This is a genomic window from Streptococcus sp. SR4, assembly GCF_000517725.1.
Classification (GTDB): Bacteria; Bacillota; Bacilli; order Lactobacillales; family Streptococcaceae; genus Streptococcus; species Streptococcus salivarius_F.
The window spans coordinates 120,089-136,685 of the sequence record NZ_AZYW01000068.1; the positions used below are offsets into that span (position 1 = coordinate 120,089).

General features: G+C 39.2%; 14 protein-coding genes. 4 read left to right on the forward strand and 10 right to left on the reverse strand.

The annotated features are described in order from the left end of the window. Nucleotides 1-3 precede the first annotated feature (3 nt). From HMPREF1519_RS08325 to HMPREF1519_RS08355, 7 genes are all read right to left on the reverse strand, one after another. The gene (locus HMPREF1519_RS08325; RefSeq protein ID WP_037611869.1) at nt 4-1,848 is read right to left on the reverse strand and encodes an APC family permease; all 1,845 of its coding nucleotides are present in this window, start codon (nt 1,846-1,848) and stop codon (nt 4-6) included. Nucleotides 1,849-1,914: 66 nt separating this feature from the next. Beyond that, nucleotides 1,915-3,177: a bifunctional folylpolyglutamate synthase/dihydrofolate synthase gene (locus HMPREF1519_RS08330; RefSeq protein WP_022496806.1), complete on the reverse strand. Its 1,263-nt coding sequence runs from the start codon at nt 3,175-3,177 to the stop codon at nt 1,915-1,917. A gap of 161 nt (nt 3,178-3,338) precedes the next feature. Further along, the gene (locus tag HMPREF1519_RS08335) at nt 3,339-3,587 is read right to left on the reverse strand and encodes a KH domain-containing protein (RefSeq protein ID WP_002884680.1); all 249 of its coding nucleotides are present in this window, start codon (nt 3,585-3,587) and stop codon (nt 3,339-3,341) included. 11 nt (nt 3,588-3,598) lie between these two features. Beyond that, the gene (rpsP, locus tag HMPREF1519_RS08340) at nt 3,599-3,871 is read right to left on the reverse strand and encodes a 30S ribosomal protein S16 (protein WP_002884675.1); all 273 of its coding nucleotides are present in this window, start codon (nt 3,869-3,871) and stop codon (nt 3,599-3,601) included. Between the two features lie 162 nt (nt 3,872-4,033). Further along, complete coding sequence (locus HMPREF1519_RS08345; protein ID WP_022496805.1) at nt 4,034-5,413, reverse strand: hypothetical protein; 1,380 nt, start codon at nt 5,411-5,413, stop codon at nt 4,034-4,036. A gap of 111 nt (nt 5,414-5,524) precedes the next feature. Then, nucleotides 5,525-6,703: a sensor histidine kinase gene (locus tag HMPREF1519_RS08350; protein ID WP_002884300.1), complete on the reverse strand. Its 1,179-nt coding sequence runs from the start codon at nt 6,701-6,703 to the stop codon at nt 5,525-5,527. A gap of 310 nt (nt 6,704-7,013) precedes the next feature. Next, nucleotides 7,014-7,751 carry a LytR/AlgR family response regulator transcription factor gene (locus HMPREF1519_RS08355; RefSeq protein WP_022496803.1) on the reverse strand — a complete coding sequence of 246 codons (738 nt, stop codon included), beginning with the start codon at nt 7,749-7,751 and terminating at the stop codon, nt 7,014-7,016. A 213-nt stretch (nt 7,752-7,964) separates the two neighbouring features. Here HMPREF1519_RS08355 and HMPREF1519_RS08360 point away from each other — a divergent pair, with 213 nt between their 5' ends. Then, nucleotides 7,965-9,287 (forward strand): matrixin family metalloprotease, encoded by a 1,323-nt coding sequence (locus tag HMPREF1519_RS08360; RefSeq protein WP_022496802.1) that lies wholly within the window; start codon nt 7,965-7,967, stop codon nt 9,285-9,287. Nucleotides 9,288-10,066: 779 nt separating this feature from the next. After that, nucleotides 10,067-10,945, forward strand: a complete 879-nt coding sequence (gene tehB, locus HMPREF1519_RS08365; protein WP_022496801.1) for an SAM-dependent methyltransferase TehB — start codon at nt 10,067-10,069, stop codon at nt 10,943-10,945. 83 nt (nt 10,946-11,028) lie between these two features. Here tehB and HMPREF1519_RS08370 read toward each other — a convergent pair whose 3' ends face one another. Together HMPREF1519_RS08370 and HMPREF1519_RS08375 are read right to left on the reverse strand one after the other, a co-directional pair. Further along, nucleotides 11,029-11,781 carry a DUF4767 domain-containing protein gene (locus tag HMPREF1519_RS08370; RefSeq protein ID WP_022496800.1) on the reverse strand — a complete coding sequence of 251 codons (753 nt, stop codon included), beginning with the start codon at nt 11,779-11,781 and terminating at the stop codon, nt 11,029-11,031. 95 nt (nt 11,782-11,876) lie between these two features. After that, complete coding sequence (locus tag HMPREF1519_RS08375; protein WP_022496799.1) at nt 11,877-12,926, reverse strand: LLM class flavin-dependent oxidoreductase; 1,050 nt, start codon at nt 12,924-12,926, stop codon at nt 11,877-11,879. Between the two features lie 547 nt (nt 12,927-13,473). Here HMPREF1519_RS08375 and HMPREF1519_RS08385 point away from each other — a divergent pair. Together HMPREF1519_RS08385 and HMPREF1519_RS08390 are read left to right on the forward strand one after the other, a co-directional pair. Beyond that, nucleotides 13,474-14,301 (forward strand): exodeoxyribonuclease III, encoded by an 828-nt coding sequence (locus tag HMPREF1519_RS08385; protein WP_002891542.1) that lies wholly within the window; start codon nt 13,474-13,476, stop codon nt 14,299-14,301. A 72-nt stretch (nt 14,302-14,373) separates the two neighbouring features. Next, nucleotides 14,374-14,853, forward strand: coding sequence for a QueT transporter family protein (locus HMPREF1519_RS08390; protein WP_037611871.1), 480 nt, complete (start codon nt 14,374-14,376; stop codon nt 14,851-14,853). Between the two features lie 39 nt (nt 14,854-14,892). Here the strand turns inward: HMPREF1519_RS08390 and HMPREF1519_RS08395 are convergent, their stop codons facing one another. Then, the gene (locus HMPREF1519_RS08395; protein ID WP_037611873.1) at nt 14,893-16,521 is read right to left on the reverse strand and encodes a hypothetical protein; all 1,629 of its coding nucleotides are present in this window, start codon (nt 16,519-16,521) and stop codon (nt 14,893-14,895) included. Nucleotides 16,522-16,597: the final 76 nt, after the last annotated feature.

The following is a 16,597-nucleotide window of genomic DNA, read 5'->3' on the forward strand; positions in this document are numbered from 1 at the left end:
TTTTTAGTCTTTCAAGTGGTAAGAATAGGATGAAACCACAATATTCTCACGCCATTTGAGATAATATTTCAATCGTAAACTCATTTGGTTGTGAAGCATGGTTTGCCATGATTTTTTAGGTACAAACTGAGGAATCATGACTGTCAAAGTCGCATTATCCTTCTCAGCTTGAGTGGCGACCTCATCCACATACTGAATGGTCGACTGAGTGATTGAGCTGTACGGTGATTGGATATGAACAATCTCAATTTCAGGGAAATATTTTTTAAACTCTTGTTCAGTTTCCTTGTCCTTGTTCTCCGTATCCTTAGTAGATACATGCATGGCGATAACCTTGTCACCAATAGAACGTGCATAGGAAATAGCTCCGATATTAGCCTTGGTAACATTCCCAACGAGGATAAGAACAATATTTCCTTGATAATGGTGTTCTTCTACCGCCCCATCAATACGCAACTGTTGAGCAACACCATTATAGTGTTTTTTAATCTTAAGGAACATCCACATCAAGATTGCAATAATTGGGAAGAATGGCCAGATATCTCCTAAACGGAAAAGGAAGAGAATGAGAACAATAGCATAACAAATGAGGGCACCCAAGATATTAGCTAAAGAGTGTTTCCAGAATCCCTTACCATATTCACGAATCCAATGGATAACCATCCCCGTTTGAGAAAGAGCAAATGGAATGAATACACCGATGGTATAAAGTGGAATCAACCGTTCCGTATTTCCTCGGAAAATAAACAAAAGGGTAATGGCACCAATTGCAAGTGTCAAGATCCCATTAGAGTATCCCATACGTGCCCCTTTTTCAAGGTACATGTGAGGCATGTATTTATTTTTCGCCATATTAAAGGACAACATCGGAAAGGCTGAAAAACCTGTGTTAGCCGCTACTGCAAGAATCATGGCAGTAGAGAATTGGAAAACGTAAAATAGAATACTACCAATCCATGACTGACCGAGAATTTCTCTAGCCATTTGTGACAAGATGGTTACTCCTGCATGAGGTGTAATACCTGTCCACCAGTTGAGGAAGGTGATTCCCGCAAACATAGCCCCCAAAATGCTAGACATAATAAAGAGGGTTGAAGCTGCATTTTTGGCCTTAGGTTTCTTAAAGAAAGGCACCGCGTTAGAGATAGCTTCTACCCCTGTCAATGAGGCAGAACCTGAAGTAAAGGCCCTTAAAATAAGAATCAAAGACACACCTGTAATTGGTTGTCCTAAATGTGCTGTGGCTGCGTTAGGCATATGACCCGTTAGAATTTGAAAGAAACCAAATCCCAATAGGAAGAGCGTCGAAACAATGAAGAGATAAACTGGTATCATCAAAGATTTTGCCGATTCACGCATTCCCCTAAGGTTCATAACCATCAAAACAAGCACCAAAATCATTGATATTTCAAGATTGAAAGGATGCAGGAAGGGAAGGGCTGAAGTAATGGCATCTGCACCTGAGGCCACTGAAACAGCAACCGTCAACATGTAATCGACCAAAAGACTACCACCAGCTATCAAGCCAAACTTAGGAGACAGATTTTCCGTCGTTACCATATAGGCGCCACCACCTTGAGGATAGGCTTTGATAACCTGTCTATAAGAAATGGTAAGACTGGCCAAAAGGACGAGAACCAAAAGTCCAATAGGGATTGACCACCAAATAGCCGCACTAGATACAGCTGTCAGAACCAAGACGACCTGCTCTGGACCATAGGCGATAGATGAAAGTGCATCACTCGACAACATGGCCAAGGCCTGAATCTTGGACAATAAGTGTCCATCACCACTATCATCATGAGTTAAAGGTTCACCGATTAAAATGTTTTTCAGACGTTGAAACATTGTGATCTCCTTACTTTTAAAACATACGAGGGCTATTATACGCCCCTAAATGTCATCTTTCAAGTCTTAACCATCACTTGCCTGCTCTAAAACCCATTTTCTGACCTGAGAAATGAAGTATAGAGATCCCGTTACCACATAAAGTTTCTTATTGTCAGTCGTCACATGTTCTTTAATCCATGTTTTGAAGTCTGGTACCTGCTTATAAGCCTCTGGGTATTTATCTAATTTAACACTGTTTGGATAGTCAAAACTCGTTACAGTCAAGTCACCAACCGATTTTAGTTGGGCAAGCATACCGTCAATAGGCTTGGTATCAATCGCTGCAAAGAGAAGTTCAATCTCCTTATTGGCATACTCTGATTGCAACAAGTCAATCAAAACTTTAACACTCTCATTATTATGAGCACCATCAATCATGAGATTAGGTCTTAAAAATTCTGTTCGACCTCGCCAATGGGCATGAGCCAGGGCATTCTTTATGAGTTCAAGAGTTACTTTAGGATAATCTTTTTGAAGCAATAAAGAAGCCATGATAGCCAAGCTAGCATTTGCCACTTGGTGTTGACCGGCCATAGCCAAGGCTATATCATCTAACCTTTGCTCTCCATAGGTAAAATCAAAGGAATGGCTTGACCCTTCAGCTGTGAAATCTCTCCCCAGCTCATAGGTCTTAGAACCTTCTTCACGCGCCTTCTTCTCGAAAACATCTCGAACATCAGTACGGTCAGTCGCATAAATAAAGGGAGCCCCATTCTTCAAAACACCAGCTTTTTCTGCTGCAATTTCAGCATGGGTATTTCCCAAAATAGCCTGATGATCTAAACCAATCGATGGACACAGGACTGCCAAGGGCTTAAAGAGATTAGTCGAATCATGAAGACCACCCATTCCCGCTTCAATGAATGCGATATCCACAGGATGGATCTGACCAAAATAGAGGAACATCAAGACTGTGATAATTTCAAACTCTGTCGCATTTTCATGCTCTGTCTCTTTTGGTAGACGTTCAACCACAGGCTTCACACGATTAACCAGGTCAAGTAAGTCCTCTTCTGAAATCATCTGACCATTAAGAGAGATTCGTTCCTTGAAGTCAATAATATAGGGTGAAGTAAAGGTTCCAACTTCATAACCTGCTTGGGTGAAAATGGTTTGGAGGGCATTGACTGTAGACCCTTTGCCGTTTGTTCCCACGATATGCACAGCCTTGAGATTATCTTGTGGATCTCCCAACTCTTTAAGCATCCAAGCCATACGCTCCAACCCAGGCTTGATGCCAAATTTTAATTGTCCATGAATCCAATCCAACGCTTCCTGATAAGTCATAATTACTCCTTTTTTAGGCTAATGCTTCAACTTAGTCATTAAACCGACCTCTAAACTAGATTTCTAGTTTTTCCTGAGCTTAATGCTTTGACGCTCTTATTATACCAAAGACTCCTAGGTATAACCAAAATATGCAAAAAAGGCAACCCTAGGGTCACCTCTTAAGCTTTCTCTTTTTCGTCAATAACAAGACGAACTTTTTTACCTTGAGTAGGTACCGAATAGACAATCGCTCTTATCGCCGTAATAGTACGTCCTTTTTTCCCGATAACACGCCCAATATCGGCTGGGGCAAGATCAAGATGGTACTCCAAAAACTCAGGACCGTCAATAATTTTGATGGTCAACTGATCTGGTGAAGCAATTAAAGGTTTAACGATAGCGATAATAAGATTTTCAATGGTATCCATAGGCTAAAAAATTATTTTGAGAATTTTGATTCGTGGAATTTCTTCATAACGCCTTCTTTTGAAAGGATGTTACGAACTGTATCTGAAGGTTGTGCACCTTTAGACAACCACTCAAGAACACGTTCTTCTTTAAGTGTTACTTGGTTTTCTTCAACGAGTGGGTTGTAAGTACCAACTGTTTCGATGAAACGTCCATCACGTGGAGCACGTGAATCTGCAACGTTAATACGGTAGAAAGGTTTTTTCTTAGAACCCATACGAGTCAAACGGATTTTTACTGCCATTTTTAATATCTCTTTTCTTTAGTTTTTTATTATGGTGGGGGCACTTATCGCCCCTCGACCTTAACTAGTATACCATATCATTTTTATGTGTCAAGAAAAAAACTTGACAGACTTAAAATTTCTACAAAAAAAGTTAGAGTCAAACTCTAACTTCCTTTTCGACTATTTCTTAGTTGTAGTCTTGTGATTTTTTTCATAAGCTACCTTTGCTTCAGCATATTCAGCTTCTAAACCCTTAGCAGCTGCCTTCGACACTTTCTCGTAAGTATCACGACTGGTCAACTTGCCATCCTCGTTGTAGGTAGAAACAACCAAGGTATCTTTATTTACAGTATAAGACTTGGTGCGTTTCCCTTTACGGTAGAGTCGATAGTTATCTACATTATCCGAAATATAGTAATCTACTAGATTCTTATCTGCATTTGGATAAAGTTGCGAGACAACTTTAGTCAACTCACGCTTAAATTCTGAAACTTCTTTAGTATAGGTAATCGATTTATTCCACTGATCAACAACTTGATATTCCTTCAAATAATCTGAAGCTGTAAAAGTAGGCTGATCCTCCTCACCTTTTTTATAAAAGTAAGAATGTGTTTGTAAATTATTAGACTGATCAACTTTAAGGAAAGAGACGTAAATTTCATCTTTATCTTCATGTTCTTTCAGAGCATTGGTTAACTTTCCAGAATTTTCGTCCAATACCTTAGACGATTTTAATTCCCAAGTCCCCTCAATGTTCCCCGAAGCATTACGCCAAAAACCGTATACACCACCAACAAGCAACATCAAAACAACAGCAACAAGACTAGAAATCAAGGCTCCTTTGCCCCAATTTTTGGCCTTTTGCGATTTTTGATTAGCGTTTTGAATCGTTTCTAGAAGACGAACCTGACTTTCCAATCTCTTTTCTAGTCTGGCAACTGTCTGTTCTTCCTTAGATTTAGCTTTAGCAGCTAATTTTTCAGCCTTTTTCTTATCACGAGTAGCTTGACGAGCAAGCTTCTTAGCTGCTTTTTCTTCCTTATGATCAAGTTTTGTCAAATCCTCAGACAATCCAAGATGCTGTGCTTGGTTACTGAAAACTGGAATAGATTGATTAGGCTCACTCGAGGTATTAACAGAATGATTTTCTGCATCTGGACGGGTTGGCGCATAACTTGCCAAACGCTCCTTAGCCTCTGCGACGCGTTTGCGTTGTTCCTCTTCTTTTTGAATATCCTCAGCCTGGCGGCCCGACTGAATGGTTCTTACTTGACCAACAGTCTCTTGAGATAGGGCCTTTCTCTTTTCTTGAGCCACATTTGCCATAGCCTCTTGCGCGTTGTCACGCTCTTTCTGAGACTGGGCTAGTGCTCTGGCAGTTGCGGTTCCTTCTTCAAACTGTTGGTCAGCTGAAGACTCTCCTTGATCAGCTACTTGGTGAGCCTCTGCACCTTCAGAGAGAACAAACTCTCCTCGTTCCAAGGCTTCTTTAAAGTCGATTGGTCTTGGTTTTCGGCCATTCACGGCCTCAAAGTACTCTAACCATTCGTCTTTCAACATAATAAATCCCCCTGAATTAAAAAACACATGATTAACTTCCCTATTTTACCATACTTTTTAACATAAAAATAGGGATTAACAAGAATTCTAAAAATTCTTATTAAATCCCCATTAATCTTCTTTTGGTGTAATAGACAATAATTGGACAAAACGGTGTTGTGCTGATTCCGTTTCAAGCGTGACATTATCGTATCTAAAGAGAATCTCTTCGATATTTGCCAAGCCCAATCCTCGACCTGTTCCTTTTGTTGAAAATCCTCTTTGTTTCAAAGGAGCTACATCAATAGAAGCTTCCTTAGTTGAATTCTCAACAACAATAACGGATTGATTTTCCATCTTAAAGATAGCGATAGATAATTTTGGTTCATCTGCTAATACAGTAGCTTCTATAGCATTATCACAAAGAATGGATATGATTGTAATCAAGTCGAGTGGACGCATATCTGTGAAGAAGACGCCCTCTTCAACCTCAACATGACATTGAATACCTTTATCAAAAGCTTCGGCTACTTTAGATGACAACAGACTCTTAAGCGGCATGTTGGTCACACGAGTTAATTTTGCCAAATCAAACTTTTGCTGCTTCAAATCTGATGCCGAATCTTTCAAGACACTATCATAAATCATCTTGATTTGGTCGATGTCTTTCATCTGAATGGCTTCATTAAGCGAAATCATAACATTAGTATAGTCGTGACGGAAACTGCGTAACGTTTCGTAAAGACTTTCGACTTGTTCAGAATACTTCTCTAGGTCATCCAAGTGACGACGATTTTCTTTTCTTCGCTCATTTTCAAAGTACTCATCTGCGTATCTATTGACACTGTAAACAGCATAAAGAATCGCTATATAGCCAATCAAGGTTATAATATGGCCAGCATAGTACAAATCAAAGAAACGCGAAGCCACAACTACGGAATAGTTCATAATCACATAACTAATCAAAACAAAGTTAGTGAAAAACATTATCCGACCAAATTTGCGATCTCGCTCCAAAACCCTCAAATATTTAAAATCAATATTAAGAAGTTTGGAAAGAGCGACAAATGTTGGAATAATTAAAAGGTCAAAGAAAATGAAATAAAGATAACTTTTGTTAAGGAAATCCGATGTGATACCAAATCCCGGCATCAAAAAGTAGGCATAACCATTAAAAATCAAAAGATAAAGAACAAGAGGATAGAAAGCATAAAATGCCAACATATTGGTGGTTCTTTCCTTGCCATAGAAATAAGCATAGAAAAGAAGGTAGAACGGTGTCATAAAGGACAAACCGACATTATATGACATCCCCAGTATCCCCCCTATACATTCAACTAAGAACGCAATAGGAAGAATCATACGTGGTATCTTGACCAAGCTGGTCTTTTCGTAAATCCACTGTATGACGATGAAATGCAAAAGATATTCTAATGCAATTTGCAAATTGAGCATCATTTAATGGTTAGCCACCTCCTTCTAGTAATCTTAAATAAGCAGTAAAAAGCCACATTACTATTTTATCACACTTCCTGCTATTATATGAGATAAAATTAAATAATTATCTCGAATTTCAGAAAACTTTCAATAATGATTAGAGAAGAAGGGGAAAATCTGAGCCTTAACGATTTTTCAATCGTTCCAAAAGTTCCTTTTTACGTGTCCGCGAGAGGAGGCATGACTCGTCTCCCTCAAAGAAGACCATATTAGCCGTACGATCCACACTTGTCACATTACTCACATTGACAACAAAAGAGCGATGCGTTTGGAAGAAAATATCATCCAATTTCGCTACTTCTGCAATTTTTCCATAGAATTCTACTAGATTTGACTTGGTGTGAGCAATCAACTTATGTGGCACAGGGGCTGTTTCAATGTATAAAATGTCATCATAAGGAATATTAACATCATTTTTATCCGTTTTTACCGTCAGACTCTGTGCCTTGGTTTCTTGCTCAACCTGCGAATACGCAAAATCTAAAAGTTCTACCAAGGCTCTCTTAAGATCTGCATCTTCCATGGATTTATCAACAAAGTCCAGAGCTTGAATCTTATAACGGAAGGTCAAGGGCATAAACTCAGAGTAGGCTGTAACAAAAGCGATTTGTGCTTTCAAGTCTTCCTTACGGATTTCAAGCCCAATATCTAGTCCCTGCTTCGTTTGATTTTTAAGGTCAATATCCAAAAGATAAACCATGGATTTACCCGAACCTCTATCAGCATCTAACAATTCCTGACCTTGCTCATAAAAGGTAATCCCATCAACAACGGCCTTCGACTCCTCAACTGCTTCGTCCAATAAACGACTAACACGATGACGCTGCAAGGCATCATCTTCAAGGACGATAATAGAAAGCATCTTATTTCCCTCTTTCTTTCTAATATACTTTAATATACCTATTTAACATTTTATCATAATTAATCGGATAATATTCCTTTTTGTACAGCATAAAGTCTTTTTAACTTACCTCATTTCATTTATAAAACAATTGTTATCTCCCTGTCACTTTATCTTCATTTTTAGATGTTATCATGAGAACTGTTTTTGTTTTATATTAAAAAGGAGAAAGTTATGTTACGTTCTTTTAAAACGCAAGGGACTAAGACAAAGACCATCTTAACCCTTGCAACTGTTGGTATCATTAGTGCTTTTCTTGTGGGAAGTCCTCAGCATGCCTCTGCGGATCAAACCTATGTTTCAGATCCTAACCAGGCTATGACATTTTCTGAACTTGAAACAACTACAAATACCAATACCATCACTCAAACAGGTGTATCTAGTGAAACACCTACTACTGTGACTACTGTGTCACATACCTCTGTAGATGATCTTCATACACATGAAAATGACTATGAACAAACGCCCACAAATACTCCGACTTTTGAGGAATTGAAACAAGATAGTCAAACAGCTAGCAGTACTGTCGACAGCCAGACTGGTAGCAAAACCTATGGGACTAGAATTCCGACAAATACAGATAGCAATCATAAGGCTATAGAAAATCACTCTGAACCAAAGACCGAAACTGTCGCTCAAGCACAAACCTGGTCAAAAGATGGTGCTACATGGGTATCAACAGAAATTAATAATGGTAACGTTCATAAGATTCTATCTACTTATATTCCAAAACCATTAACACCTTCTACAAAGCCCACGACAACAGCTACAACAAAACCTAAACAATCAACTCCTGCTGTTAGTCAACCTAAAAAACCAGCCACAGTCGCTAACAAACCTACAACATCTACAACTCAACCTAAGAAACCAACAACTGTTGTAAACAAGCCAGCGCCTTCTACAACGACACAACCTAAGAAGCCAACAACGACTGTCACTAAACCTACAGCTCCTAAAGCTACTCCTATCCAACCTGCTAAACCAGTGGACCGAATTGCTCAAGTATGGCAAAAGAATAACGAACTGGTAAAAGAGAATTACGACACTCCTCACTGGTCAACTAAGGAAGCAACAGTCTTCATCAATGCTAAAAATCCTGAAATCGTGAATGCCTACAAACAAGCTATCACTTCTTGGAATAACACTGGTGCCTTTAATTTCTTGCTCACTAACGATAAACAAAAAGCTAACATCATTGCTGATGAACGTTATGAAGGTAATGTAGCAGCTCCTCTTGGGGTTACCTACTCTACTTACTACCTCCCAACTAAGCAATATAGTAATGCTACTGTTTACTTGAACACCTTCCATGTTCAAAACAATTATTATCAAAAGAATGGTGGAAAACTCCTTAACACTGCGCAACACGAATTAGGCCACTCAATTGGACTTGAGCACAACAGTGCTGTTGCCTCTGTAATGGAACCTAAAGGTGGTAAGACAAGTATCCAACCAGTTGATATTAACAATGTTAAGAAGCTCTATAGCAAGATTTAAGTTCTTACACCATCACTATAATTTATAAGCAGACCTATCAGGTTCTGTTTTTTTTATACAAGTGAGATGACCATTCAAGACCAGAAAATGACTGTTCATGATTTTTTCTTACATATTTTAAAAATATGTAAAGTTTTCTCCATTTTTTTTGGTAAAATAGAAAATGTAAAGAGAGACCGGATGAGTTAGAAAACTCAACTTTGTTAGTTTTTACTCATTATTCTCATAAACGGAATAAAAATAGTCTAGGAACCCTTCTTAACATTTATACCTATCTTCCCCAAACACTTTTCCCCCATTCCTAGATTTCCAGATCTCTCCTAATAAAGAACGTCTAGCAACAGCAGCTAGGCGTTTTTTATTGTATCTAAAGCACATAGGCCTTGATATTAACCTAGTAGATTAGTAATCGTTCAAAATAATTCTCACAAAATTACCATTCAAGATCAGAAAATGACTGTTCATGATTTTTTCTTACATATTTTAAAAATATGTAAATTTTCTCTGATTTTTTTTGGTACAATAGATAATGTAAAGAGAGACCTAATGAGTTATAGATAAATGCTTTATCACTTAAAACTTATTGTTCTCATAAACATTTTCTAAATAGTCTAGGAACCCTTCTTAACATTTATACCTATCTTCCCCAAACACTTTTCCCCATTCCTAGATTATCAGATCTCTCACAAGAAAAGCGTCTAGCTCACCTGGCTAGGCCTTTTTTCTTTTTCCATACTTTTGCTATAATAGAGCCATACCGTTTGAAAGGAACTCATAAAATGACTATAGATCAGCAACTTCTTTGCTACAAACGTTTACCAAACTGGACAGCTACAACACTTCCGGAAATGGTGACGCAAAAACACAATACTAAGGTGGGAACTTGGGCTAAATTGACCATTCTATCGGGATCTCTTCACTTCTACGAATTAGACGAAGAGGGAGAGGTTACTGCAGAGCATCTCTTTACCCCCGAGACAGAGATTCCTTTTGTTGAACCACAAGCTTGGCATCGCATCGCTGCTGCTTCAGATGATTTGGAATGCTATCTTTCTTTTTACTGTAAACCTGAAGACTACATGGCTAAAAAGTATGATACTAAGGCCCACTCCGAGGTTCTTGAAGCAGTCCAATCTGGCCATATCAAACCTGGTCGTACCCTTGACCTAGGCTGTGGTCACGGTCGTAACGCTCTTTATTTGGCATCTCTTGGGCATGATGTTACAGCCGTTGATGTTAATAACGAAGCTACACAACGCATCCAAATGATTGCAGATGAGGAAAATTACAATGTTAGAGCTGGCTACTACGATATCAATGCTGCTGCTCTTCCTGAATCTGAGACCTTTGATTTCATCCTCTCAACAGTAGTCTTCATGTTCCTTGATCCCGATCAAATTCCGGATATTATCAAGAATATACAAGAGCGTACTGTCGTAGGTGGTTACAATCTGATTGTTTGTGCCATGGATACTGAGGAACACCCTTGTACCATGCCTTTCCCATTTACGTTTGATGAGGGAGAGTTGAAAAATTATTATAGTGACTGGGAGTTAGTCAAGTATAATGAAAATCTTGGTCACCTTCACCGTTTGGATGAATATGGCAATCCCATCGCTCTTCAATTTGCAACCATGTTAGCTAAGAAGGTTAAATAAGAGCGAATAACTGTAGACGAGCTGAGCACAGCTTGACTTGTCTTCAAAGTAAAAACTAGGAACCCAGTCGGATTCCTAGTTTTTTAATTGTTTACAATGTCTGCATATCCTGATTTAAGGTCTGCATTTTCTGTTTCTTTGACATAATACACACCACCATTAGTAGTTGGTGAATAAAGAACAAAGGGAGTCCCATCTTTTTTAATGGTGAAGAAATAACGGTGAACAGATACATTTTCCCATCTCTCGTAAACGGAAACAATAGTATACTCAGAACTGCTATTACCATTTGCAGCATAAGTAGCATCCACAGTCTGGTTATGGTCCGACATCCAACGGATAGGCAAAGAGGAGGCCTCATTGGTGATTTCTTTGTATCCAGGCTGATTCATCTGATTGCCCCAAGAAACCATCAAACTAGCAAGTCGACTAGCTTTGTCATTGGTCCAACGTGGATTTTCAGTATAGGCTTCCTTAGCATGGTTAGCATCAGGTGTGTCAATACTTGCACTGCTAGATTCACTTGTCTTCGGATTTCCGGCCGATGAAGTACTTGATGAGGCACTAGCCTTCTCCGTCGATGAGAAGATTGAGCTAGCCACTGTGGCAGATGACTTGGTCTGTTTGACATTCTTCAGTGAACTAGAGACTAGAGTCAAGCCAATACCAACTACGATCGCTACTAGTGCCCCCAGAAGAATATAGATATAATTATAATTTTTCGAGATTCCGATAAGGCCAGACTGATAAGCTAATTGTAGTTCATCTGGTTTCGGTTTACGCCCCTGAACTTGCTCAAAACGACTTATCCATTCTGCTTCTGACAGCTTTCGCATAATTTTCCTCTTCTCTTTATCAATTATCTTCCATCCTATCATAGAACAGTGATGATGACAATAGTAGAGAGAACTTGAGGTCTACCTTCAACCAATTACCCTTTATTTTCAAAATAACGACGAACAATCGGCGCCACTTCTTCACCATAAAGTTTAATAGCCTTTAGAACATCTTCATGTGGCATAGAACCAATTGGGAGATGAAGCATGAAGCGATCTAGCTGTAAATCCTCAATAATACGAATGATTTTTTGAGCAACGTGAGCAGGGTCCCCAACGAACATGGCTCCGTTTGGTCCAACACTAGCATAGTACTGCTCTTTAGTCATTTCAGACCAGTGCGGGCGATCCTTAGCAATGTTATCCACTGTTTGTTTTGTTGGATAAAAATAATTCTCTATCGCTTGGAAATTATTTTCTTCAATCCAACCCCAAGAATGGGCAGCCACCTTAAGTTGTTCATCCGAATAACCATTTCGAGCACCGATTTCCTTATAAACCTCAACTAATTTTGCAAAGGCCTTTGGATTTCCTCCAATTGTAGCATAGGCAATTGGCAGACCTTTTTCCGCAATTTGAATGGTCGACTCAATGTGACCACCTGTCGCTACCCATAATGGAAAATCATCTTGGACTGCTCGCGGATACACAGGGCGATTGTCAACAGATTGAGTATGCTTACCTTGCCAAGTTAAATTCGTTTGCTTTTTCACTTCCAGAAGCATGTCTAGTTTTTCATTGAAAAGTTCATCATAGTCTGAAAGATCATAGCCAAAAAGTGGAAAACTCTCAACAAAAGAACCTCTACTCGCCATGATTTCTGCACGACCATTTGACAGAGCATCAATGGTTGCATACTGCTGATAGACACGAACCGGGTCAATAGACGACAAAATGGTTACTGCACTAGATAAACGAATCTTCTTGGTATTCACAGCACCTGCTGCAAGAACAATTTGCGGTGCCGATACCGCAAAGTCTTCACGGTGATGCTCTCCAATCGCATAAATGTCTAGTCCAACTTGATCCGCCAATTCAATTTCTTCAACGAGGTCTCTAATACGTTGGTCATGAGAGATAGCTTTTCCAGTTGATTCTAGGAGGGTTGTCTCTCCAAAAGTTGAAATGCCAAGTTCAATCGTCATAAATCTTTCCTCCAGTAATTCTTTTATTTGTTATGAGAATAACATTATCGCTAACTAGTGATAAATACAAATAAAAAAGCCTAAGACTCTATTTTCCAAGAAAGGCTAATAGGGTTAGGCAGAAAAGGAGAACTAAAACACCCATGACCACTAGGAGACTAAGCTTATAGCCTAGGGGATTTCTAGGATTTAAACTAGTTCCAAGACCACTCCTACGAAGGACAAATAAGGGTTCCGAGGGAGATTGCTTAAGGTTGTAGCCTAAGAGGTACCTTAAATAAAGCAGGAAGAAGAAACTCATCCCTGGAAAAATGGCAAGGGGAAGAATAAGTCCCTGTGACAGACTAGTCATGATGGTAAGAATAATTTGTATCAACAAGAGACCCCAAAACAAGTAATAAATGTACGATTGCTTTTTCATTATATGTACCTCTCAATCTAAGATTAGTATACTCCTCCTAGCTTCCCTTATCAAACCCATAACTCGCCTGACACCTTATTTTCTGCTACAATAGAAAGGAAAGATTCAAAAAAGGAAACTGTACACATGAAATTAATTTCTTGGAATATTGATTCCCTAAATGCCGCCCTTACTAGTGATTCTGCACGCGCTCAATTATCACGCGCTGTTATCGACACCTTGGTCGCTGAAAATGCAGACATCATTGCTATTCAAGAGACAAAACTGTCTGCTAAAGGTCCGACTAAAAAGCATTTGCAAATCTTGGAAGACTACTTCCCTGACTATGACAATACTTGGCGTTCATCTGTTGAACCTGCCCGTAAAGGTTATGCTGGAACCATGTTCTTGTATAAAAAAGAATTGACACCAGTCATTACCTATCCTGAAATTGGGGCACCTTCAACCATGGACTGTGAAGGGCGTATCATAACTCTCGAATTTGACAATTTCTTTGTAACACAGGTCTACACACCAAATGCTGGTGATGGCCTCAAACGTCTGCTTGAACGTCAAATATGGGATGAAAAATATGCGGATTACCTAGCTGAATTGGACGCTCAGAAACCCGTTCTTGCGACTGGTGACTATAATGTTGCCCACAAGGAAATCGACTTGGCCAACCCTTCAAGTAATCGTCGTTCACCTGGTTTTACAGATGAAGAACGTGCTGGCTTCACTAACCTCCTTGCCAAAGGATTCACAGATACCTACCGTCACCTCAATGGCGACGTTACAGGAGCCTACACTTGGTGGGCTCAACGTAGCAAAACATCTAAAATCAACAATACAGGCTGGAGAATCGACTACTGGTTGACTTCAAATCGTATTGCCGATAAGGTCACAAAATCAGACATGATTGACTCTGGTGATCGCCAAGACCACACACCTATCGTCTTAGAGATTGATTTATAAAATATCTCTAGACCTAAATCACAAAAAGAGTAGACCTGCTACTCTTTTACTATGCCTAATTAAGGAGAAATTATGAAAACCAAACTTAATACCACTCAAAAACTTGTTCTGTCAGCTATTATGATGGCTCTTTACATCGCTATCCTCTTTGTATCTCAAGCCATTTCCTTTGGTGCGGTTCAGATGCGTCTGGCCACTGCTTTATATGGATTAACCTACATCTTCCCATTTTTGGTATTCCCAATTAGTCTGGCTAATGCCATCGCAAACTCTTTTGGTGGATTGGGATTAATTGACGTGGTTGGTGGCTTCTTTGCTAGCTTTTTAACAACCGGTAGCATCTACCTCATCCGTAAAGCTAAGTTATCTAGCTGGTTTATCATTCTTCCAATCCTACTCATTCCTGCCTTAGTGGTACCAATCTGGCTTAGCGCCTTACTCAAACTTCCTTATTTTGCTCTCGTTATTAATCTCCTCTTAGGACAATTAGTACCTTCAATCTTGGGAGCTGTACTCGTACGAGAGTTAACTAAGCGAGGATACAAAGACTGACAGACAAAAGTATCCCTGCAATTTGCAGAGATACTTTTTTTAGTAATGATATGCTTTTTCGTAAGCTTCTTTTGGTGTCAGTTTGTCTCCAGAGATAAGTAAACGGTAGTCAACATTAGTAGGATCTTTTTGATAGTTATCAACCCACTCTTGAGTCATTTCAAGGTATAGATTATAGGTTCCCAACTCAGTCGTAACAGTACCTATCTTGTAAAAATCTTTATAACGCTTCTGATTATCCGTTTTTTTCAATTTTTCATATCGATAATAGGTTCTGGCAAAGTCAGTGAACTGGTATTCTTTCTTATCTTTTCCAGAGCCAGTTGTGACTTCAATGGTGCCCTTGTTATTTCTTAAATGCAAATCATAATCGTAATCATTGTGACTATTCACTTGGAAGACGCCTGAAGTAATATCACTGTCATCAGAGAATGTCTGAATGTCAGCAAACTTAGCAGCCTGCCAAGAAGCAGGGACTCCTTCATATTCACCATCACTCTGTAGACCTAGAAGTGACCAATAATGACCGAGATAGAAGGTATTAGACTTCTCACGATCTGTCACCAATTCACCTACCATCTTAAGGTTTTCAGCACCCAGACGGTATGGGTTAGAGAGATAACCAAAGACTGGGAAGAAATAAATGATGACTGTAAAGGTCAAGAGGGTCTTCATATTTATTTTATTGATAGCCCAGAAGAAATAAGCAGCTGAGAACAAGAGAGCGTAAGCTGCACCGTAGCTGAACTTATGCGCATGGGCAATCAAAAGCAAAATGAAGAAAATAGGTTGGATAGGACGGACCTTGTGATAGATGATAGAGAAAACATCCTCCTTGTCTTCCTCAGATTTGAAAATCAAGGACAAGACAATGGTCAAGAGTACAAAGAAGGCACCAAAGCCGAAGCCAACATCATTTGGACGGAAGAAATAAGCCAAGATGGACATATCCATCACCAAAAGCCAGACAGATGCAAATTTGATCATGTTGTTACCAAATTTTGCAGCCGTTTGACTAGGTGACTTTAAAGGTACCTCAAAGGCTTGTGCAAGTGCTCTTTCTTTGGCTTGGCGTTCAGCCTCTATTGCCGCTTTCATTTCCTTAGTACGGCGTTCCTTTTGGAACAAATGAGCAACCTTGGTCGGTTCATCTTCCCTTGACTTGGTAATACTCAAAAAGAGTAAATATTGCATGGCAAAGATGAGAGCTGTGTTCCCACCGTATTCTAGGAAGGAACCATTCCAAATACTAGAAACAACTGTAAAAACGATATAACCTCCAATTGAGATTAAAACCGTCAAGAGCAAATGAATCCAACGATAGCGGTAAGTGTATTTATCAGTTGTATCTCGCCTCAAAAACGTGTCACGTGGGTAAAGATACCAGATAACGAAGATAAGTTCAATGGCTTGAACTGCTGTTAGAAAACCAACGTAGTTGAAGCCAAAAACGGCTGCTACCACATTGATGAGATAGGAAATAATGGCCAAAACTCGCAGACTGGTGCGCTTAGACAAAAGTCCAATACTCATCAGGGTGATAGTTGAGAAGGCAGAAAAACCAGCGCCCATCTTATTATCAAAGATAAACACATTGACAAAAGCAAAAATCAAGATTCCTAAAAGACTTAAGACTTGTTTTTGCATTTCTTTTTTCTTTTCTTTCATATTTTCCCTCCTTATGGAAATGATAACGTTTCCGTACTCCTATTTTAACACAATTATACTATTTTTGTCAGATTTA